The sequence below is a fragment of the Paracoccus sp. SSK6 genome (assembly GCF_039770665.1).
Taxonomy (GTDB): Bacteria; Pseudomonadota; Alphaproteobacteria; order Rhodobacterales; family Rhodobacteraceae; genus Paracoccus.
The window spans coordinates 88,351-107,195 of record NZ_JBDPNJ010000010.1 but is presented as its reverse complement, the minus strand read 5'-3'; the positions used below and the strand labels follow the sequence as shown (position 1 = coordinate 107,195).

At 67.4% G+C, this 18,845-nt stretch carries 19 protein-coding genes; 12 read left to right on the top strand and 7 right to left on the bottom strand.

What is annotated here, in order from left to right; genetic code table 11:
* Window positions 1–716 (bottom strand): EAL domain-containing protein (locus tag AAIL68_RS09495; protein ID WP_347139535.1); only part of this gene is annotated, 716 nt, incomplete at its 3' end.
* Window positions 717–818: 102 nt separating this feature from the next.
* Between AAIL68_RS09495 and AAIL68_RS09490 the strand changes: the two genes are divergently transcribed.
* A complete protein-coding gene (locus AAIL68_RS09490; RefSeq protein ID WP_347139534.1) occupies window positions 819–1,397 on the top strand; it encodes a DNA-3-methyladenine glycosylase I in 579 nt (192 codons plus the stop codon).
* Here AAIL68_RS09490 and AAIL68_RS09485 read toward each other — a convergent pair.
* Window positions 1,372–1,920 carry a TlpA disulfide reductase family protein gene (locus tag AAIL68_RS09485; RefSeq protein WP_347139533.1) on the bottom strand — a complete coding sequence of 183 codons (549 nt, stop codon included), beginning with the start codon at window positions 1,918–1,920 and terminating at the stop codon, window positions 1,372–1,374. The two genes, AAIL68_RS09490 and AAIL68_RS09485, sit on opposite strands and share 26 nt — an antisense overlap.
* Before the next feature lie 23 nt (window positions 1,921–1,943).
* Here AAIL68_RS09485 and argH point away from each other — a divergent pair, with 23 nt between their 5' ends.
* The 4 genes from argH (at window position 1,944) to AAIL68_RS09465 (ending at window position 7,283) form a co-directional block, all read left to right on the top strand.
* On the top strand, window positions 1,944–3,347 hold the full coding sequence (gene argH, locus AAIL68_RS09480) for an argininosuccinate lyase (RefSeq protein ID WP_347139532.1): 1,404 nt from the start codon (window positions 1,944–1,946) through the stop codon (window positions 3,345–3,347).
* Complete coding sequence (locus AAIL68_RS09475) at window positions 3,344–3,490, top strand: hypothetical protein (protein ID WP_347139531.1); 147 nt, start codon at window positions 3,344–3,346, stop codon at window positions 3,488–3,490. The genes argH and AAIL68_RS09475 overlap by 4 nt, the downstream gene beginning before the upstream one ends.
* Window positions 3,490–4,755 (top strand): diaminopimelate decarboxylase, encoded by a 1,266-nt coding sequence (lysA, locus tag AAIL68_RS09470; protein WP_347139530.1) that lies wholly within the window; start codon window positions 3,490–3,492, stop codon window positions 4,753–4,755. The genes AAIL68_RS09475 and lysA overlap by 1 nt, the downstream gene beginning before the upstream one ends.
* A 74-nt stretch (window positions 4,756–4,829) precedes the next feature.
* The gene (locus tag AAIL68_RS09465) at window positions 4,830–7,283 is read left to right on the top strand and encodes a DUF4175 domain-containing protein (RefSeq protein WP_347139529.1); all 2,454 of its coding nucleotides are present in this window, start codon (window positions 4,830–4,832) and stop codon (window positions 7,281–7,283) included.
* Here AAIL68_RS09465 and AAIL68_RS09460 read toward each other — a convergent pair whose 3' ends face one another.
* Window positions 7,284–8,042 carry a zinc-ribbon domain-containing protein gene (locus tag AAIL68_RS09460; protein WP_347139528.1) on the bottom strand — a complete coding sequence of 253 codons (759 nt, stop codon included), beginning with the start codon at window positions 8,040–8,042 and terminating at the stop codon, window positions 7,284–7,286.
* 108 nt (window positions 8,043–8,150) lie between these two features.
* Between AAIL68_RS09460 and AAIL68_RS09455 the strand changes: the two genes are divergently transcribed.
* From AAIL68_RS09455 to AAIL68_RS09440, 4 genes are read left to right on the top strand one after another with little or no spacing between them, the layout of a single operon-like run.
* Complete coding sequence (locus tag AAIL68_RS09455; RefSeq protein ID WP_347139539.1) at window positions 8,151–8,822, top strand: ATP-binding cassette domain-containing protein; 672 nt, start codon at window positions 8,151–8,153, stop codon at window positions 8,820–8,822.
* Window positions 8,819–9,745 carry a cell division protein FtsX gene (locus AAIL68_RS09450; protein ID WP_347139527.1) on the top strand — a complete coding sequence of 309 codons (927 nt, stop codon included), beginning with the start codon at window positions 8,819–8,821 and terminating at the stop codon, window positions 9,743–9,745. Before AAIL68_RS09455 ends, AAIL68_RS09450 begins: the two co-directional genes overlap by 4 nt.
* The gene (locus AAIL68_RS09445; RefSeq protein WP_347139526.1) at window positions 9,742–10,551 is read left to right on the top strand and encodes a lysophospholipid acyltransferase family protein; all 810 of its coding nucleotides are present in this window, start codon (window positions 9,742–9,744) and stop codon (window positions 10,549–10,551) included. Before AAIL68_RS09450 ends, AAIL68_RS09445 begins: the two co-directional genes overlap by 4 nt.
* Complete coding sequence (locus AAIL68_RS09440) at window positions 10,523–11,125, top strand: pyridoxamine 5'-phosphate oxidase family protein (protein ID WP_347139525.1); 603 nt, start codon at window positions 10,523–10,525, stop codon at window positions 11,123–11,125. The genes AAIL68_RS09445 and AAIL68_RS09440 overlap by 29 nt, the downstream gene beginning before the upstream one ends.
* Before the next feature lie 15 nt (window positions 11,126–11,140).
* On the opposite strand, the gene AAIL68_RS09435 is transcribed toward AAIL68_RS09440, so the two are convergent.
* The 3 genes from AAIL68_RS09435 to AAIL68_RS09425 all read right to left on the bottom strand — a co-directional run bounded on the left by AAIL68_RS09435 (window position 11,141) and on the right by AAIL68_RS09425 (window position 13,968).
* Entirely contained in the window at window positions 11,141–12,103 is a 963-nt protein-coding gene (locus tag AAIL68_RS09435; RefSeq protein WP_347139524.1) for an acetyl-CoA carboxylase carboxyltransferase subunit alpha, read from the bottom strand.
* A 129-nt stretch (window positions 12,104–12,232) separates the two neighbouring features.
* Window positions 12,233–12,787, bottom strand: a complete 555-nt coding sequence (locus AAIL68_RS09430) for a L,D-transpeptidase (protein WP_347139523.1) — start codon at window positions 12,785–12,787, stop codon at window positions 12,233–12,235.
* Window positions 12,784–13,968: a MalY/PatB family protein gene (locus AAIL68_RS09425; protein ID WP_347139522.1), complete on the bottom strand. Its 1,185-nt coding sequence runs from the start codon at window positions 13,966–13,968 to the stop codon at window positions 12,784–12,786. Before AAIL68_RS09425 ends, AAIL68_RS09430 begins: the two co-directional genes overlap by 4 nt.
* 75 nt (window positions 13,969–14,043) lie before the next feature.
* On the opposite strand from AAIL68_RS09425, the gene def (AAIL68_RS09420) reads away from it, so the two are divergent.
* From def (AAIL68_RS09420) to fmt, 3 genes are all read left to right on the top strand, one after another.
* Window positions 14,044–14,568, top strand: a complete 525-nt coding sequence (gene def, locus AAIL68_RS09420; protein ID WP_347139521.1) for a peptide deformylase — start codon at window positions 14,044–14,046, stop codon at window positions 14,566–14,568.
* Complete coding sequence (gene def, locus AAIL68_RS09415; protein ID WP_347139520.1) at window positions 14,565–15,065, top strand: peptide deformylase; 501 nt, start codon at window positions 14,565–14,567, stop codon at window positions 15,063–15,065. The genes def (AAIL68_RS09420) and def (AAIL68_RS09415) overlap by 4 nt, the downstream gene beginning before the upstream one ends.
* A gap of 65 nt (window positions 15,066–15,130) precedes the next feature.
* The gene (gene fmt / locus AAIL68_RS09410) at window positions 15,131–16,024 is read left to right on the top strand and encodes a methionyl-tRNA formyltransferase (RefSeq protein ID WP_347139519.1); all 894 of its coding nucleotides are present in this window, start codon (window positions 15,131–15,133) and stop codon (window positions 16,022–16,024) included.
* A 50-nt stretch (window positions 16,025–16,074) separates the two neighbouring features.
* Here fmt and secA read toward each other — a convergent pair whose 3' ends face one another.
* Complete coding sequence (gene secA, locus AAIL68_RS09405; protein WP_347139518.1) at window positions 16,075–18,792, bottom strand: preprotein translocase subunit SecA; 2,718 nt, start codon at window positions 18,790–18,792, stop codon at window positions 16,075–16,077.
* Between the last annotated feature and the right edge of the window lie 53 nt (window positions 18,793–18,845).

Genomic DNA, 18,845 nt, shown 5'->3' with positions numbered 1-18,845 from the left:
CTAGCGTCGTCGGCGGTCTCGACCATTTCCGCCACGGTGAACATGTCGAAATGCCGGGCGATCGACATCAGCGCCTGGGTCAGCACCTGGTTGTCGGGATGGGTCGAGATTTCGCAGATGAACTGCCCGTCGATCTTGATCATGTCGAAGCAGAAGTCGCGCAGATAGCGGAACGAGGTATAGCCCGCCCCGAAGTCGTCAAGCGCCAGGCTGATGCCGTAGCGCTGCACCTCTCGCATGAAGGTCTTGACCTCCTCGGGCAGGCCCATGGCCGAGCTTTCGGTGATTTCCAGGATCAGCCGTTCGGCGGCCTGCGGATTGGCGGCGACCCCTTCGCGCAGGATGTGCATCCATTCGGGATAGCCGATGGAGCGGGCCGACATGTTGATGGACAGCCGCAACGACGGATCCTCGGACAGGGCCTTCAGGCCCAGCGACAGGGCCAGGCAGTCGATCTGCCGCCCCAGTTCGGTCGTTTCGGCCACCGGCATGAAGTCGCGCAGGGGCACCATGCGGCCCGAATCGTCGATGATGCGGATCAGCCCTTCGTAGAAGGCCGGGCGGTTGGTCCGCTGCGCCTGCACGACGGGCTGGAAGGCCAGCAGGCCATTGCCTTTTTCAACCGCAAGGCGCACCGAGGGCAGGGTCAGCCGGCTTTGCTGGTCCACCGCATAGTCCAGCGGAGAGCCCTTGGCGGGCGGGTTCGCGTCACTCACGTCTGGTCCCTTGTCACGCAATCATTCCGTGTTCCGTGATAGCAAGCATCGCCTAATTTGCGGTAAACAGGCAGGGATTTCTGGATAAAGGGTTAACGATTCATGACCGACCGCTGCGCCTGGTGCGGGTCTAACCCGCTATATGTCGCCTATCACGACACCGAATGGGGCGTGCCGGAATACGATCCACGCGCGCTGTGGGAAAAGCTGGTGCTGGACGGCTTTCAGGCAGGGCTGTCCTGGATCACCATCCTGCGCAAGCGCGGGGCCTTCCGCGCGGAGTTCGACGGATTCGACCCCGAAAGTGTGGCCGGATGGGACGCGGCGCGCATCGACCGGGCGCTGCAGAACCCCGGCATCATCCGTCATCGCGGCAAGATCGAATCAGCCGTACGCGGTGCCCGCGCCTTTCTGGACATCGAGGCGCAGGAGGGTTTTGCGCCCTTCCTGTGGTCCTTCGTCGGCGGCAAGCCGGTCCAGAACCGCTGGGCGAGCATGGCCGAGGTGCCCGTCGCCACCCCCGAATCAACCGCCATGTCGAAGGCGCTGAAAAAGCGCGGCTTCAATTTCTGCGGGCCGGTAATCGCCTATGCCTTCATGCAGGCGACGGGCATGGTGAACGACCATGTCACCACCTGCCCGCGCCATGCGGCGCTCAGTCCGCCACAAGCTGGCGGATGACCTGCTTGGCGGGTTCGCTGGACCAGTCGGCCTCGCCCAGAAGGCGCGCGACTTCGCTGCCCTCGCGGTCGATCAGGACCGTCACGGGCAGGCCCACGACGCCGGTGGCGCGGGCAAGCTGCTGGCGCGGATCCAGCAGGACGGGCAGGTTCTGCAGCCCGGTTTCCGCGTAGAACTTGTCGATCTTCTCGGGCGCGTTGCGGCCGGTGGCGATGGCCACGACCTGGAAATCCTCGCCCCCCATTTCCGCCTGAAGCGCATCCAGCGAGGGCATCTCCTCGCGGCAGGGGGCGCACCAGGTGGCCCAGAAGTTCAGCAGCACCACCTTGCCCTTGTAATCGGCCAGGCTGTGCGTGCCGCCGTCGGGGTCGGTGAATTCGATCTCGGACACGGGCGCGGGTTCTTCCGCCGGGACCAGCTTGACCAAACCCGCGTCCTTGGCGGCCTGCCAGTCCACCGCGCCCGCGAAGGCGGCGTTTGCACCGAAAAGCAGGGCCGTATAAAGCAGGACGGAACGCAGCATGAAGACCTCCGAAGGACGCAAGAATGACCGACCGGCCGCAACAGGATGCCGCCAACAGCATGTGGGGCGGGCGCTTCGCTGCCGGACCCGATGCGATCATGGAGGCGATCAACGCCTCGATCGGCTTCGACCGGCGGCTCTACGCCCAGGACATCCGGGGCAGCCGGGCCCATGCCGCCATGCTGGCGGCACAAGGCATCATCAGCGATAGCGACGCGCAGGCGATCAGGGAAGGCCTGCTCACCGTCTTGTCAGAGATCGAGGCAGGCGATTTCCCCTTCCGCACCGAACTTGAGGACATCCACATGAATGTCGAGGCGCGGCTGAAGGAGATCATCGGAGAGCCGGCGGGCCGGCTGCACACGGGCCGGTCCAGGAACGACCAGGTGGCGACCGATTTCCGTCTGTGGGTGCGCGATCAGTGCGACGCGGCCATCGAGGCGCTGCGGGCGCTGATCCGCGCGGCGTTGACGCAGGCGGAAGCGGGCGCGGATTGGGTGATGCCAGGCTTTACCCACCTGCAGACCGCCCAGCCGGTGACCTGGGGCCATCACATGATGGCCTATGTCGAGATGTTCGGCCGGGACCTGTCGCGCTTCCAGGACGCCCGCAAGCGGATGAACGAATCGCCCTTGGGCGCCGCTGCGCTGGCCGGGACCGGCTATCCCATCGACCGCCATGCCACCGCGCAGGCGCTTGGCTTCGACGCGCCCATGGCCAACAGCCTGGACGCCGTCAGCGACCGCGATTTCGCGCTGGAGTTCCTGTCGGCCTCCTCGATCTGCGCCGTCCACCTGTCGCGCCTGGCCGAGGAGCTGGTGATCTGGTCCTCGGCCCAGTTCCGCTTCGTGTCGATGTCGGACAAGTGGTCCACCGGGTCGTCGATCATGCCGCAGAAGCGCAATCCCGACGCTGCCGAACTGATCCGGGCCAAGATCGGGCGCATCCTGGGTGCGACGGTGGCGCTGTTCACGGTGATGAAGGGCCTGCCGCTGGCCTATTCCAAGGACATGCAGGAGGACAAGGAGCAGGTCTTCGACGCCGCCGACAGCCTGATGCTGGCTCTGGCCGCGATGACCGGGATGCTGTCCGACCTGACCGCCAACCGTGAGAAGATGGAGGCTGCGGCTTCGGCAGGCTTTTCCACCGCGACCGACTTGGCCGACTGGCTGGTCCGCGAACTGGGCCTGCCGTTCCGCGACGCCCACCACGTCACCGGATCGTTGGTGGCGCTGGCGGAAAAGAAGGGCTGCGACCTGCCCGACCTGCGGCTTTCCGACATGCAAGGGGTTCATGCGGGCATCACCGATAAAGTCTTCGGCGTCTTGGGCGTTCACAATTCGGTCGCCTCGCGGCAAAGCTATGGCGGCACGGCGCCCGATCAGGTGCGCGCGCAGATCACCCGCTGGAAGGAGAAACTGGCATGAAATGGATTGCAATTCTGGCGGTGATGGCGGTGGCAGCCTGCGGCGTCGATGGCCCCCCCGAACGGCCTGCGCCCAAGACGGCACCGAAATCCAACGTTTCCATTTCCGGCCATGCCACGATGGGCGTGATCACGGAACTGTAATGGACCACTTCAACTATCACGCTGGGGAACTGCACGCCGAGGACGTGCCCCTGTCGCGCATCGCGGCCGAGGTGGGAACGCCGGTCTATGTCTATTCCGCCGCCACTCTGACGCGGCATTTCGGCCTGTTCCGCCAGGCCTTGGACTGGACCGATCACCTGGTCTGCTTTGCCGTCAAGGCCAACAGCAACCTGGCGGTTCTGAAGCTGCTGGGCGATCTGGGCGCGGGGATGGACGTGGTGTCGGGCGGCGAATACGCGCGCGCCAAGGCGGCGGGCGTGGCGGGCGACCGGATCGTGTTCTCGGGCGTGGGCAAGACCCTGGCCGAGATGCGGCAGGCGATCGAGGGCGGCATCCGCCAGTTTAATCTGGAAAGCGAGCCGGAAATGCGCGCGCTGTCGGCGCTGGCCGCCAGCATGGGCGCGACGGTGCCTGTGGCGATCCGGGTGAACCCGGATGTGGATGCCAAGACGCATGAGAAGATCGCGACCGGCAAGTCCGAGAACAAGTTCGGCATCCCCATCGCCCGCGCGCGAGAGGTTTATGCCGAGGCAGCGTCCTTGCCTGGTTTGCAGGTCGTGGGTGTCGATGTGCATATCGGCAGCCAGCTGACGGATCTGGAGCCTTACCGCGCCGCCTATGCCAAGGTGGCGGACCTGACCCGTACGCTGCGCGCCGATGGCCATGCGATCACCCGGCTGGATCTGGGCGGGGGCCTTGGCATTCCCTATCGCCGCGACAACAACGCGCCGCCCCTGCCCATCGAATACGGCGCCGTGATCCGCGAGACGGTGGGCGATCTGGGCTGCGAGATCGAAATCGAGCCGGGCCGCAACATCGTCGGCAATGCCGGGATCCTTCTGTCCGAGGTGATCTATGTGAAAGAGGGCGAGGGGCGCGATTTCCTGATCGTGGACGCGGCGATGAACGACCTGGCGCGTCCGGCCATGTATGGCGCGCATCATGACATCGTGCCGGTGCGCGAACCGGCGGTGGGCGCCCCGGTCCGGCCCTTCGACGTGGTGGGGCCTGTCTGCGAATCGGGCGATACCTTCCAGAAGGGCGCGGAACTGCCGCAAATGGCGGCAGGCGACCTGATTGCGTTCCGGTCCGCCGGGGCCTACGGGGCGGTGATGGCCTCGGAATACAATTCCCGGCCCCTGGTGCCCGAGGTGCTGGTCAGCGGCGATCACTTCGCCGTCATCCGGGCGCGACCGACATATGAGGAAATGCTGGCCCGGGATAGCATCCCGGAATGGCTTTGACGCGGCACCAGCGTGATCCGTCGCAGCCGGGGGCTGTCTGCCCCCGGACCCCCGAGGATATTTTTACACAGAAGATGGGGCCGGTTGCCCGCGCCCTGCGCCTGACCCGCTGGGGGATGGTGTGGGAACAGGCGGCGCGGGCTTTCTGGCCGCTGGCGACCGTGCTGGCGCTGGTCTTCGCAGCCTTCGCGCTTGGCGTCGTGGCGGCGGTGCCGGGGCCGGTGCTGCCTTGGCTGGCAGGGACCGTGCTGCTGTTGCTGATCGGCGTGGCGATCCGGGGCGGGATGCGGTTCCGGCGGGTGCGCATGGCCGATGCCGTGGACCGGCTGGACCGCACCCTGCCGGGACGCCCCTTGGCCGCGCTGTCCGACCGCGCGGCGATTGGCGGGGAAGGCGCCTTGTGGCAGGCGCATCTGGCGCAGATGCAGGCGCGCGCCGTCCTGGCCCAGGCGGTCAGGCCGGATGCGGAACTGGCGCGGCGCGATCCCTTTGCCTTGCGGCTGGCGGGGCTGGTGGCCTTGGTCATGGCACTGGTCTTTGGTGGTCTGGGCCAGGTGGGACAGGGGATCGAAGCCCTGGCCGCGACCGTGTCCCGGCCCGTGACCGCCGATGCGGTGGCGACGGGACCAAGCTGGGAGGGTTGGGCGGAACCCCCCGCCTATACCCGCCGCCCGACGATCTATCTGAACGCCCTGGCCGAGGGGCAGGTGCTGGAACTGCCCAAGGGCAGCGCCGTGACTTTTCGGCTTTATGGCAACGGCGTGGCGGTCACGCAGGACATCGGCCCGGCTGCGGGCGACGATCCGCAGGCGCCAGGGTTTAGGGCCGAGCAGTCGGGCGCGATCGAGGTTGCCGGGCGGCGCTTCGACGTGACGGTTCTGCCGGACAACGCGCCGGTGATCCGCGCCGGGGCCGCGCCGGTGCGGCGCGCGGATGGCAGGATGGTGCAGGATTTCGAGGCCGAGGACGATCATGGCATAGCCTCGGGCCAGGCTGTGATCGCGCTGGACCTGCCTGCCGTTGACCGCCGCTTCGGCCTTGCCATCGACCCCGAGCCTCGGCCATCGGTCGAACTGGCCCTGCCGCTGCCGCGCGGCGACCACCATCAAGTCAAGGGCCAGTTGACCGAGGATCTGTCGCGCCACCCCTGGGCGAACCTGCCGGTCAGCGTTTCCCTGCGCGCCCTGGACGGGATCGAGCAGGTGGGCGAGGCAGAGCCCATGCACACGATCCTGCCGGGACGGCGCTTCTTCAACCCCCTGGCCGCAGCGTTGATCGAGATGCGGCGCGACCTTTTGTGGTCGCGCGAGAATGCCGGGCGCAGCGCCGAGATCCTGCGCGCCGTGACCTGGCAGCCGGAAGGCTTCGTGGAACAGCCGCTTTATCTGCAACTGCGCGGCGCGGTGACGCTGCTGGAAGGCGGCACGCTGACCGACAAGGCGCGCGACGATCTGGCCGAGGCGCTGTGGCAGGCTGCCGTCCAGCTTGAGGATGGCGGGCTGTCCGATGCGCTGGAACGGATGCGCCAGGCCCAGCAGAAGCTGTCCGAGGCGATCCGCAACGGCGCCAGCCCCGACGAAATCCAGCGCCTGATGGATGAGCTGAAGGAGGCGACGGATGCCTATACCCAAATGCTGGCGGAGCAGGGGCAGCAGGATCCGGCGGAGCGGTTCGCAAAGAACCAGCAGGGCCAGCAGATCACCGGCGACCAGATCCAGCAGATGATGGACGAAATCCAGCGCCTGATGAACGAAGGCCGCATGGCCGAGGCGCAGGAGTTGCTGGAACAGTTCAACCGCATGATGGAGAACCTGCAGGTCCGCCAGGGCCAGGGCGGCGAAGGTCAGCAGGGCAGCGGCGGCAACCAGCCGATGAACCGCTTGGCCGACACGCTGCGCGAACAGCAGCGCCTGTCGGACGAAGCCTTCCGCGACATGCAGGACCAGTTCGGCCAGGGCCGGATGGGCCAGCCTTCGCCCAATGCCGAAGGTCTGGCCGACCAGCAGCGCCGGTTGCGCGAGGAACTGGGCCAGCAGCAGGGATTGTTGCCGGGCCAGGGGTCCGAAGGCGGCGATCAGGCGCGGCGCCAACTGGACCAGGCGGGCCGCGCGATGGAGGATGCCGAACGCGCCCTGCGCGAAGGCGATACCGGCGGCGCCCTGCAGCGGCAGGCCGATGCCATCGAATCCATGCGCGAAGGGATGCGCGCGCTTGGCGACATGCTGAACCAGCAGCAGGGCCAGCAAGGACAGCAGGGCCAGCAGGCACAGGAAGGCCAGCGTCCCGGCGGCGGGGAACGGGCGGGCGCCGAGGGACAGGCCTATGACCGGCGGCCCGCGCTGGATCCCCTGGGGCGGCAGCGCGACGGCAGCGGCAATATCATCGCCGGGGGCGATCCCTTGGCCGAGGGCGTGGATCCTGCCCGCCGCGCCCGCGACCTGCTGGACGAAATCCGCCGCCGCAGCGGGCAAGCCGAACGGCCCGATGCGGAACGCGATTACCTGGGCCGGTTGCTCGATCGCTTCTGATCAGCGGGTCAGGCTGGCGGCGCGGTCCTGCAGCCACAGCCGCGCCTCGTCCACTTGCCCGCGAAGCTGCATCAGCCCCTCGCCAAAGGCACCTTGGTCGGCCATCACAGGCGCCAGCGCATACAGCGCCACGCAGGCGGCGGCCAGCAGGGCGGCCAGGCCGAAGCCGACCGCATAGCCTCCGCGCCTGGGCCGGGGCACAAGCACCGGGACAGGCGCAGGGCGGGCGGGCTGTCGGGGCGCGGGCGGGGCTTGGTCCTGCACGGGGGTTTCCCCCTGCGGCAACGACGTGGTCGTTCCCAGCGCGGCGGGCCTTTTCAGGAAGGACGCCGGGTCGGGGCTTGGTTGCGGCAAGGGGGGCGAAACCTCTGCCACCGGGGCGACATGCGGGGTAATGGCCGTGGTGATGGTCGTGGCGGGCCATTCGGGATCCGCCGCCGCGCGCGGCGAGGCTGCGGGCGGGCTTGCAGGGGCGGGCAGGGGCGGTGCCCCGTCTTCGGCCGCGCGGGCGCGGCGTTCGTGTTCGACCTCGTCCCGCAGGATGTCCAGCACGGTGTCGGGCAGGCGGCGGTTCAGCGGTGGCAACGCGGAAGCAGACGGCAGGTCATCCGCAACTGTTACCCCGACGGGCTGGGCCGTGGCTTGCCAGACATTGCCGCAGGCGCTGCATTCGACCTCTCGCCCCTCGGGCGGGATCGCATTTTCGGGCAGGCGGTATTCCGCGGCGCAACCCGGACAGATCAACCGTATTTCCGCCATCCCGACCCCTCGCATTCGCCTTGTGGCTGTTCTATCAAGCGCGGGGCCGGCTTCCAAGCCGGGCAGGGCCGGAAAGCGGAATGGCCCGAGTAGATGAGGGGGTGGCGCGTGATCGAGATGCGGGATGTCGGCTTCGGCTATGGGGGCACCGAGCTGCTGTCGAATATGACGCTGACGCTGCAATCCGGCATGTTCCATTTCCTGACCGGGCCGTCCGGGTCCGGCAAGACGACGCTTCTGCGGCTGTGCTATGCGGATCTGCTGCCCACATCGGGGCAGATGACCGCCTTTGGCGAGGATGTGCGGCAACTCACGCGCGACGGCATCGCCGATCTGCGGCGGCGGGTGGGCGTCGTGCATCAGGACACGCAGTTCCTGGACCATTTGCCAGTAGCGGAAAACATGGCCCTGCCGCTGACGATCTCGGGGCAGGCGGTGGACATGGAGGCGCTGCGCGACCTTCTGGGCTGGGTGGGCCTGACCCAGCACGCCCGCGCCCTGCCGCCGTCGCTCTCGGGGGGCGAACGGCAGCGCGCGGCGCTGGCCCGCGCGGTGATCCTGTCGCCCGACCTGATCCTGGCGGACGAGCCCACGGGCAACCTGGACTGGGACATGTCCATGCGCCTGATGCAGCTGCTGGTCGAGCTGAACAAGTCGGGCAAGACCGTGCTGGTCGCGACCCATGACCTGAACCTGATCCGCGCGACCAAGGCGCAGGTGGCGGCGCGCGTCTTGCGCATCGCGAACGGGACATTGACTCTGGCGGGGGCCGATCTGTGATGAGGGCTGATTTTCGCGGGCTGAACCTTGCGGCGCTGTGGCAGGGGCTGGTGCGGGATGGCGGATCGGGCGACCGGATCGTGCCGCCCACGGGCTTTACCGCCCAACTGACGCTGTTTTCGGCAGGCGCCATGGCGTTTCTGGCGGTCTTCGCCCTGGCGCTGGCGCTGGCGACGGGGCGGCTGGCCGAACGCTGGTCCAGCGAACTCGCGGGATCGGTAACGGTCCGGGTCAGCGCGCCCCTGGACGAACAGGCCGCCGCGACCCAGGCCGCGATGCAGGTTCTGTCCACCACGCCGGGGACGGGCCAGCCCCGCCTGCTGCCGCCGGACGAGGTGGCGCAGTTGCTGGTTCCCTGGTTCGGCCCCGACATGCCCGTCGATGCGCTGCCCGTGCCCGCCCTGATCGACCTGCCCGTCGCGGGCGACGACTTCGATGCCGAAGGCCTGCGCCTGCGCCTTCAGGCCGAGGCGCCAAGCGCGGTTCTGGACGACCATACCGAATGGCGCCGTCCGCTGGTCACGGCGGCGAACCGGCTGCGGATGCTTGGGATTGTCTCGCTTCTGCTGATCGCGGCGGCCTCGGCATCGATGATCACGCTAGCGGCCAAGGCGGCCTTGGCGGCGAATGGGCAGGTGATCCGCGTCCTGCGCCTGATCGGGGCGCGCGACATCACCATCGCCACGGCCTTCGTGCGCCGCTTCACCAAGCGCGCGGCCGTGGGCGCCACGGTCGGCACGCTCTGCGGTATGGCGGGCATCGCCATGCTGCCGGGGGTGAATGCGGCGGGCGGCTTTCTGACCGGGCTTGGCTTTCATGGCTGGGGCTGGCTGCTGCCGCTGCTGATCCCCGTCATCGCCGCAGCCGTGGGCTTTTTCGCGACCCGCTGGGCGGCCCTGAAGATGCTGGGGGCCGTGCGATGAGCGACCGGGCCGTGACGGGTCGGGCGGCATCGCCCGTGCCCGGCCCGCTGACGCCGTGGCAATATCTGCAGAACGCGTTTTACTACCTGCATGTCGCCCTGGCGACGGTGGTGATCGGGCTGTTCGGCCTGCCCGCGCTGTTGCGCGATGGCCGCGCGGGCGCCAACCGGGTGGCGACGCGCTGGATCGGCTATATGCTCTGGGCCGCGCGGCTGCATCTGGGTGTCACCTGCGAGGTTCGCGGGACGCCGCCCACCGGCGACTGCATCATCGCGGCCAAGCACCAGTGCTTCCTGGACATCCTGGTCATCGCCCATGCCGTCCCCCGCCGCGCCTTCATCATGAAAAAGGAAGTGATGCATGTGCCGATCATGGGCTGGTATGCCCGCAAGGTCGGCTGCATCCCCATCGACCGCAATCGCGGTCGCGACGCCATGCGCGCCATTTCCAGCGAGATCAACCAGCGTCTGTCGGGCGAAGGCCTGGGCCAGTTGATCATCTATCCCGAAGGTACGCGCACCCGGCCGGGCGAACGCCGCCCCTACAAGCACGGGGTTAGCACGATCCGGGGGGCCACCGGATTGCCGGTGGTGCCCGTCGCGGTCAATACCGGCCTGTTCTGGCCCCGCAAGGGCTGGGGGATCCGTCCGGGGCGCGCGGTGGTCGAGTTCCTGCCGCCTGTGTCCCCCGAAGTCCCGACCGAAGGCTTCATCCCCCGGCTGGAGGCCGAGGTCGAAACTCATTCAGACCGGCTGATGGCCGAGGCAGGGTTTACCTATGAACTGGCTGGAACCGAGCGATCTTGAAACGATCTACGGAACACCCGGCGCGGCATCGCTGCGCAAGGTGGCTGACCGGCTGACACCGGAATATGCGGCCTTCATCGCCCAGTCGCGGTTCTGCGTGTTGACGACCGTCGGCCCCGAGGGCACCGATGGCAGCCCGCGCGGCGACGACGGCCCGGTGGTGCGGGCCCTGGACGACCGGCACCTGGCGCTGCCCGACTGGCGCGGGAATGACCGTATCGATTCGCTGCGCAACATCCTGCGCGACGGCCGCGTCAGCCTGATGTTCCTGGTGCGCGGATCAGGCAATGCGATTCGGGTGAACGGCCAAGCGCGGGTCACGGACGATCCCGCCCTGCGCGACAGCCTGTCTCGTCAGGGCAAGCTGCCCCGCACGGTCATCGTGGTGCAGATCGCCGAGGTGTATTTCCAATGCGCCCGCGCGGTGATCCGGGCCGGGCTGTGGTCGGGCCAGGACGACAGCCAGGGCCTGCCCACGCCTGGACAGATCCTCGCTACCATGACCGAGGGCACAGTGGGCGGGTCGGCCTATGATGCCGACTGGCCCTTGCGCGCCGCTGCGACCCTGTGGTGACAAGGCCGCCCCGTTTCAGGCAACCAGGCTTTTCGCCCCCATGTCCAGGAATTTCTGGCGCCGGTCCTTGATCAGGTCGGCGGGCTTCCTGCCGGTCAGTTCGGCCAGCATGGCGGCGATCTCCTCGCCCACGGCCTTGATCGCGGCGGCGGGGTCGCGCTGCGCGCCGCCCAGGGGTTCGGCGATGATGCGGTCGATGACGCCCAGCTTCTTCAGATCCTGCGCGGTCAGGCGCAGCGCCTCGGCGGCCTCGCGCATCCGTTCGGCGTCCTTCCACAGGATCGAGGCGCAGCCCTCGGGCGAGATCACCGAATAGATCGAATGTTCCAGCATGGCGATGCGGTTGGCCGTGGCGAAGGCCACCGCGCCGCCCGACCCGCCCTCGCCGATGATGACGCTGACCAGCGGCACGCCGATCTCCAGGCATTTCTGGGTGCAGCGGGCGATGGCTTCGGACTGGCCGCGTTCCTCGGCCCCTTTGCCGGGATAGGCGCCGGGCGTATCGACCAGGGTGATCACCGGCAGCTTGAAGCGATGCGCCAGATCCATCAGGCGGATCGCCTTGCGGTATCCTTCGGGCCGCGCCATGCCGAAATTGTGCTGGATGCGGGTCTTGGTGTCGTTGCCCTTTTCATGGCCGATCACCACGCAGGGCGCGTCGTTGAAACGGGCCAGGCCGCCCATGACCGCATGGTCGTCGCCAAAGGCGCGGTCGCCCGCCAGCGGCGTGTATTCGGTGAACAGCGCCTCGACATAGTCGCGGCAATGCGGCCGGTCGGGATGGCGCGCCACCTGCGTCTTGCGCCAGGGATCGAGGCTTCGATACAGGTCGCGCAGCAGGTCGGCGGATTTCTTGTCCAGCGCCGCCGCCTCTTTTTCCACATCCACGGCGGTTTCGGATTTGCGGGCCAGGGCGCGAAGCTCCTCGGCCTTGCCTTCGATATCGGCAAGCGGCTTTTCGAAATCCAGATAGACCATGCGGGGTGTGCCTTCGGGTGTGTTCGGGTTTGCGCCCCTATATGATCGTCCAGGCGCGGGATTGCAACGGAGGCCGGGGGCGCTTCGCCCCCCGGACCCCCCGAGGGTATTTAGGCAAAGGTGAATGCGCTAGGGCAAGATCTCGACTGTCGTGCCGATGCGGGCGGCGGCATAGAGTTCGCGGATTTCGGCGTCGGATACGGCGATGCAGCCTGCGGTCCAGTCGCCGGGCAGGGTTTCGCCATCCGGTCGCTGGTTCGGCTGGCCGTGGATGAAGATGTCGCCGCCGGGATCGGCCCCCTCCGCCGCCGCGCGGGCGCGGTCCTGCGGGCGGGGGTAATCCAGGCCCAGCGACAGGTGATAGGCGCTTTTCTGGTTCACGCGGTCTATGGTGAAGCGGCCCTCGGGCGTCCTGCCGTCGCCCTGTCGGCGCTTTTCGCCAGCGGGTGCGAAACCCAGGGCGACGCGATAGATCTTGAGCGGCTGGCCATCCCGAAAGGCCGTCATGCGGCGGGCGGATTTGTGGATCACGATGTGATCGACCGGACCCGTCAAAGGCACGGTCAATGGGGGCACCCGCGGGATCGGTGCAGGGGATCGCGGCTGCGGCGCCAGCAGGATCCAGGCCGCAGCCAGCAGGCACAGCGCCGTCAGCGCGGAAAACAGGCGGGCCAGCCCCGTCATTGCAGGTCGGCGAAGGCCTGTTGAAGCCGCTCCACCGCCTCGGCCACGCGGGCGCGGGGAGTAGCGAGGTTGAAGCGCAGGAAGCTCTCGCCCCCGGTGCCGAAGGTCGCGCCGTGATTGGCGGCGATGTGGGCGGTCTGTTCCACGCGGGCGGTGAATTCGGCGGGCGTCATCCCGGTGCCCGAGAAATCGACCCAGGACAGATAGGTCGCCTGCAAGGGCATGGACCGCAGGCCGGGGATCGTGTGGATGCCTTCGTCGAACAGTCGCCGGTTGCCGGCGAGGTATTCGACAAGCGCATCCACCCAGGCCGCGCCTTCGGGCGAATAGGCCGCCGCCACCATGTCCATTCCGAACAGGCCCGGAGAGATGCCGCGCGCCATCAGCGCGTCCTTGAAGCGGTTGCGCAGGGCTTCATCCGCGATGATCGCGTTACCGACATGGGCGCCCGCGATGTTGAAGGTCTTAGTGGCGGCGGTCAGCGTCACCAGCCGGTCCGCGATATCGGGGCAGACCGTCGCGATCATGCGGTGCTTGTGGCCGGGCATCACCAGGTCGCAATGGATGTCGTCGGACAGCAGGATCAGGTCGTGGCGGATGCAGAAATCGGCGACCTCGCGCAGTTCCTCGGGCGTCCAGACGCGGCCGCCGGGATTGTGCGGCGAACAGAGGATCAGCAGTTTCTCTCGCCCAGTCACGCGGCTTTCCCAGGCGGGCCAGTCCATGCGGTAAAGCCCGCCCTCCTGCGCCAGCGGCAGTTCCACCAGCTCGCGTCCCGAGGCGCGGATCACCCGGCCAAAGGCGTGGTAGACCGGCGACATCACGATCACGCCGTCGCCGGGCTGCGTATAGGCGTCCAAGGCCATCGCCACGCCGTTGACCAGCCCCGCGCAGGTCAGGATCCAGCCGGCGTCGATCTGCCAGCCGTGGCGGTTGTCCATCCACCAGCGGATCGCGTCGAGATAGGGCCTGTTCGCGCCGGGATAGCCATAGACGCCATGGGCGGCCACGGCTTCGACCGCGCGCTGCACGGCGGCAGGGGGGCGGAAGTCCATGTCGGCGACCCACATCGCCAGCCCGCCTTGATCGGGCGCCACGCCATAGGCCGCCTGCATGTCGTCCCATTTGGAACAGCGCGTGCCCACGCGGTCGATGATCTGATCGAAATCGGGTCTGGTCATGGTCCTGCCTGCTGCTGTTTTCCCATGCATATGCCGGTTGTTGCTTATGGTGAAGCCTTGCCCTACATCGCGGATATGAGCAGCCTGCGCCCCATCCTGATCCATCCCGACCCGCGCCTGAAGAAGGTCTGCGAACCCGTGGCCCGCATCACGCCGGAAATCGAGGCGCTGGCGGATGACATGCTGGCCACCATGTATGACGCGCCGGGCGTGGGCCTGGCTGCGCCGCAGGTGGGCGTCCTGTCCCGCGTCTTCGTGATGGACGCGACCCGCGACCCCGAGGCCGAGCGGTGCCCGCTGGTGCTGGTCAACCCCGAGGTGACCTGGGAATCCGAGGAGTTGAACACCTACGAGGAAGGCTGCCTGTCGATCCCGGACCAATATGCCGATGTGACGCGTCCGAAACAGGTGCGGCTGCGCTGGCTGGGCCTGGACGGCAAGACGCACGAGCAGGAGTTCGACGGGCTCTGGGCGACCTGCGCGCAGCATGAACTGGATCACCTGAACGGCATCCTGTTCATCGACCACCTGTCCGCGATCAAGCGGCAGATGATCACCCGCCGCATGGTCAAGCTGAAGCGGGAAAAGGGCCGCGCGTGACCGTCCGGCCCTTCCTGCCCTATTCCGACCGCCGCCTGCACATCCCGGCCGAGCCGGTCGAGGCCGTGACCGAGACCGTGCGGATGATCTGGGACGACATGATCGACACGATGGAGGCCATGCCGGGCGTGGGGCTGGCAGCACCTCAAATCGGGATCATGCTGCGGCTCGCGGTGGTGGACGCGTCCGACAAGCGCGGGCAGGCGGTCAGGATGGCCAACCCGCAGGTTCTGCACGCCAGCGTCCAGTTCCGCAGCCATGACGAGGCGAGCCCGAACCTGCCCGGCGTCTTCGCCCCGGTCAGCCGTCCGCGCGCGGTGACGGTGCGGTTCCTGAACGAGGCGGGCGAGGTCGAGGAGCGCGATTTCGTGGGCCTCTGGGCGACCAGCGTGCAGCATCAGATCGACCATCTGGACGGGCGGATGTATGTCGATCACCTGTCGCCCTTGCGGCGCAAGATGCTGGTCGCGAAATCGGCGAAGCTGGCGCGGCGGTGAGAAGGCCGGGGGTTTCACACCCCCGGACCCCCGTGGGATATTTGAGCACAGAAGATGGAGGCAGGATGCGCGTGATCTTCATGGGGACGCCCGAATTTTCGGTGCCTGCCTTGCGGGCGATTGCCGCGCGGCATGAGGTCGTGGCCGTTTACTCGCAGCCGCCGCGCGCGGCGGGGCGGGGGCAGAAGCCGCGTCCATCGGCGGTTCATGCGGCGGCGGAGGAGTTGGGGATCGAGGTTCGCACGCCCCTGCGGCTGCGGGGCGAGGAGGAGCAGGCGGCGTTTGCGGCGTTGGAGGCCGATGTGGCGGTGGTCGTGGCCTATGGGCTGATCCTGCCGCAGCCGGTGCTGGACGCGCCGCGTCTGGGCTGCCTGAACATCCATGCCTCGCTTCTGCCGCGCTGGCGGGGGGCGGCGCCGATCCATCGGGCGGTGATGGCGGGGGACGCGGAGACCGGCGTCGCCATCATGCAGATGGAGGCGGGCCTGGATACCGGGCCGGTGCTGGCCGAGGTGCGGACTGCCATCGGTGCTGAAGAGACGACCGCCGACCTGCATGACCGGCTGTCAGGGTTGGGAGCGGATCTGATCGTCGATGTGCTGGCGCGGTTGCCCTTGCCCGCCGTGCCGCAGGCCGGGGAAGGCGTGACCTATGCGGCCAAGATCGACAAGGCCGAGGCGCGGGTGGACTGGTCGCGTCCGGCGATCGAGGTGGACCGGCTGATCCGGGGGCTGTCGCCCTTTCCCGGTGCCTGGTGCGACGTGGCGGGTGAGCGGGTGAAACTGTTGCGCAGCCGCGTCGTCGCGGGGCAGGGGGCGCCGGGCGAGGTGCTGGAGGGCTTCACCGTCGCCTGCGGGGAGGGCGCGGTCGAGGTTCTGGAAGCGCAGCGGTCGGGGAAAAAGCCGATGGCGGCGGAGGAGTTGCTGCGCGGGTGGGGGCTTCCTGCGCGGTTGGATTGAGAGTTGGTGGGGTAGAACCCCACCCTACGGCCCACCCAGGATACGGCGCGTCAGATTGCGCCGTGGCAGTGCTTGAACTTCTTGCCCGATCCGCAGGGGCAGGGGTCGTTGCGCGACGGGTTGCCCCAGGTGTTCATGTCGTTTTCGTCAAAACCTTGGACCAGCGGTTCGGGCTTGTCCGCGTCATCGTCCGAATGGTGCTCGGCCCCATGCTCCATCGTCAGGTGTTCCTGCGCGGCCCTTTGCTGTTCGGCCATCTGGCGCAGCATGTCCTCGCGCTCGGCCTCGGTCAGGGGGCGGATCTGCGCAAGGCGCTGCGTCACGTCGAAGCGCAGCCCGTCCAGCATGGTTTCGAACAGCTGGAAAGCCTCGGTCTTGTATTCCGACAACGGGTCGCGCTGCGCATAGCCGCGGAAGCCCACGACCGAGCGCAGGTGTTCCAGCGTCAGCAGGTGGTCGCGCCATTTCTGGTCGATCATCTGCAGCAGAACCTGCTTTTCGATCTGGCGCATGTTCTCTGCGCCGAAAGCGGCGGCCTTGTCGGCCTGATAGGTGTCGGTCGCCTGTTCGATCCGTTCGCGCAGGGTGTCCTGGTCCACGCCTTCCTCGGCCGCCCAGTCGGCCACGGGCAGGTTCATGTTCAGGCGTTCGCGGATGGCGGTCTTCAGCCCCTCCAGATCCCATTGTTCGGGATAGGATTTCGGCGGCATGTATTCGTCGATCAGGTCGTCGATCACCTGATGGCGCATGTCGGCGGTGATCTCGCCCACCTCGGTGCTGTCCATGATCTCGCGGCGCTGGCTGAAGATCGCCTTGCGCTGATCGTTCATCACGTCGTCGAATTTCAGCAACTGCTTGCGGATGTCGAAGTTGCGGCCCTCGACCTTGGCCTGGGCGCGTTCCAGCGACTTGTTGACCCAGGGGTGGACGATCGCCTCGCCTTCCTTCATGCCCAGCGTGGACAGCACCTTGTCCAGCCGTTCGGACCCGAAGATCCGCATCAGGTCGTCGTCCAGCGACAGGAAGAACAGCGACCGGCCCGGATCGCCCTGGCGGCCCGAACGGCCGCGCAGCTGGTTGTCGATCCGGCGGGATTCGTGGCGTTCCGTGCCAAGGACGAACAGCCCGCCCGAGGCCAGCACCTTTTCCTTGTCGGCGGCGTGTTCGGCCTCGATCCGGGCGCGGACCTCGTCGGGATTCGCCTCGGGATCGGCTTTCAGTGCCTCCAACACCTTCATCTCGACATTGCCGCCCAACTGGATGTCGGTTCCGCGACCGGCCATGTTGGTGGCGATGGTGACGGCGCCGGGCTTGCCCGCATCGGCCACGATCTGCGCCTCGGCCTCGTGCTGGCGGGCGTTCAGGACGTTGTGGGGGATGCCCTGCTTTTTCAGCATTTCCGACAGCATCTCGGATTTCTCGATGCTGGTGGTGCCGACAAGGGTGGGCTGGCCCTTGGCATGGGCTTCCTTGATCGCCTCGATCACGGCGGCGTATTTCTCGTTCGCGGTGCGATAGACGCGGTCGTGTTCGTCCACGCGCGCGATGCCCCGGTTGGTCGGAACCTCGACCACGCCCAGCTTGTAGATTTCGGCGAATTCCTCGGCCTCGGTCGCGGCGGTGCCGGTCATGCCAGCCAGCTTGTTGTAAAGCCGGAAGTAGTTCTGGAAGGTCACAGAGGCCAGCGTCACGTTTTCCGGCTGGATGGTCACGCCTTCCTTGGCCTCGATCGCCTGGTGCAGACCGTCGGACAGGCGGCGGCCCTTCATCATCCGGCCGGTGAATTCGTCGATCAGCATCACCTCGCCGTCGCGGACCATGTAGTGCTGGTCCTTGTTGAACAGCTTGTACGCGCGCAGCGCCTGGTTGGCGTGATGGACGATGGTGGTCGATTCCGGGTCGTAAAGCGTCTGGCCCTCGGGCAGGATGCCGTCGGCCTGCAGGCGCTGTTCCAGGAATTCGTTGCCTTCCTCGGTAAAGGTGGCGTTGCGGGCCTTTTCGTCCAGCTTGTAGTGTTCTTCCGTCAGCAGCGGGATGTACTGGTTCAGCGTGACGTAAAGCTCGCTGCGGTCCTGGCTGGGGCCGGAAATGATCAGCGGCGTGCGCGCCTCGTCGATCAGGATGCTGTCCACCTCGTCCACGATGGCGAAGTTGTGGCCGCGCTGGACCATCTCCTCGACGCTGCCCTTCATGTTGTCGCGCAGATAGTCGAAGCCAAGCTCGTTGTTGGTGGCATAGGTCACGTCGGCGGCATAGGCCTGACGCTTTTCGGGTTCCGCCTGGAAGGGATAGACGACGCCAGTGGTCATGCCCAGTTGGCGGAAGACCTTGCCCATCCAGTCGGCGTCGCGTTTCGCCAGATAGTCGTTGACGGTGACGATATGGACGCCCTTGCCGGTCAGGGCGTTCAGATAGGCGGGGAAGGTCGCGACAAGGGTCTTGCCCTCGCCCGTCTTCATCTCGGCAATGTTACCTTGGTGGAGGAAGATCCCGCCCATCAGCTGCGTGTCGAAGGCCCGCAGGCCCAGCGCGCGGCGCGCGCCCTCGCGGCAGTTGGCGAAGGCCTCGGGCAGGATGTCGTCCAGACTTTCGCCTTGCGCCACGCGCGACTGGAACTCGCGGGTCTTGTCGATCAGGCCCTGATCGGTCAGCGGGCGGAACTGGTCCTCCAGCGCATTGATGCGGGCCACCAGCCCGCGCGTTCCCTTGACCTTGCGGTCGTTGGGGCTTCCAAAGACCTTCTTCGCCAGATTACCGATGCCGAGCATGCAAACCTTCGCAATCACGTTGTTGGGAAAGGCGATGCCAGCCGGGCCTACTT

Bases quoted from the DNA above. Each gene is read 5' to 3' on its own strand.
- argH (WP_347139532.1), top strand. From the start codon at position 1,944: ATGACCGACCGGCCGCAACAGGATGCCGCCAACAGCATGTGGGGCGGG.
- AAIL68_RS09445 (WP_347139526.1), top strand. From the start codon at position 9,742: ATGAGCGACCGGGCCGTGACGGGTCGGGCGGCATCGCCCGTGCCCGGC.
- AAIL68_RS09435 (WP_347139524.1), bottom strand. From the start codon at position 12,103: ATGGTCTATCTGGATTTCGAAAAGCCGCTTGCCGATATCGAAGGCAAG.
- AAIL68_RS09440 (WP_347139525.1), top strand. From the start codon at position 10,523: ATGAACTGGCTGGAACCGAGCGATCTTGAAACGATCTACGGAACACCC.
- secA (WP_347139518.1), bottom strand. From the start codon at position 18,792: ATGCTCGGCATCGGTAATCTGGCGAAGAAGGTCTTTGGAAGCCCCAAC.
- AAIL68_RS09485 (WP_347139533.1), bottom strand. From the start codon at position 1,920: ATGCTGCGTTCCGTCCTGCTTTATACGGCCCTGCTTTTCGGTGCAAAC.
- AAIL68_RS09475 (WP_347139531.1), top strand. From the start codon at position 3,344: ATGAAATGGATTGCAATTCTGGCGGTGATGGCGGTGGCAGCCTGCGGC.
- fmt (WP_347139519.1), top strand. From the start codon at position 15,131: ATGCGCGTGATCTTCATGGGGACGCCCGAATTTTCGGTGCCTGCCTTG.
- AAIL68_RS09460 (WP_347139528.1), bottom strand. From the start codon at position 8,042: ATGGCGGAAATACGGTTGATCTGTCCGGGTTGCGCCGCGGAATACCGC.
- AAIL68_RS09490 (WP_347139534.1), top strand. From the start codon at position 819: ATGACCGACCGCTGCGCCTGGTGCGGGTCTAACCCGCTATATGTCGCC.
- AAIL68_RS09430 (WP_347139523.1), bottom strand. From the start codon at position 12,787: ATGACGGGGCTGGCCCGCCTGTTTTCCGCGCTGACGGCGCTGTGCCTG.
- def (WP_347139521.1), top strand. From the start codon at position 14,044: ATGAGCAGCCTGCGCCCCATCCTGATCCATCCCGACCCGCGCCTGAAG.
- AAIL68_RS09425 (WP_347139522.1), bottom strand. From the start codon at position 13,968: ATGACCAGACCCGATTTCGATCAGATCATCGACCGCGTGGGCACGCGC.
- lysA (WP_347139530.1), top strand. From the start codon at position 3,490: ATGGACCACTTCAACTATCACGCTGGGGAACTGCACGCCGAGGACGTG.
- AAIL68_RS09465 (WP_347139529.1), top strand. From the start codon at position 4,830: ATGGGGCCGGTTGCCCGCGCCCTGCGCCTGACCCGCTGGGGGATGGTG.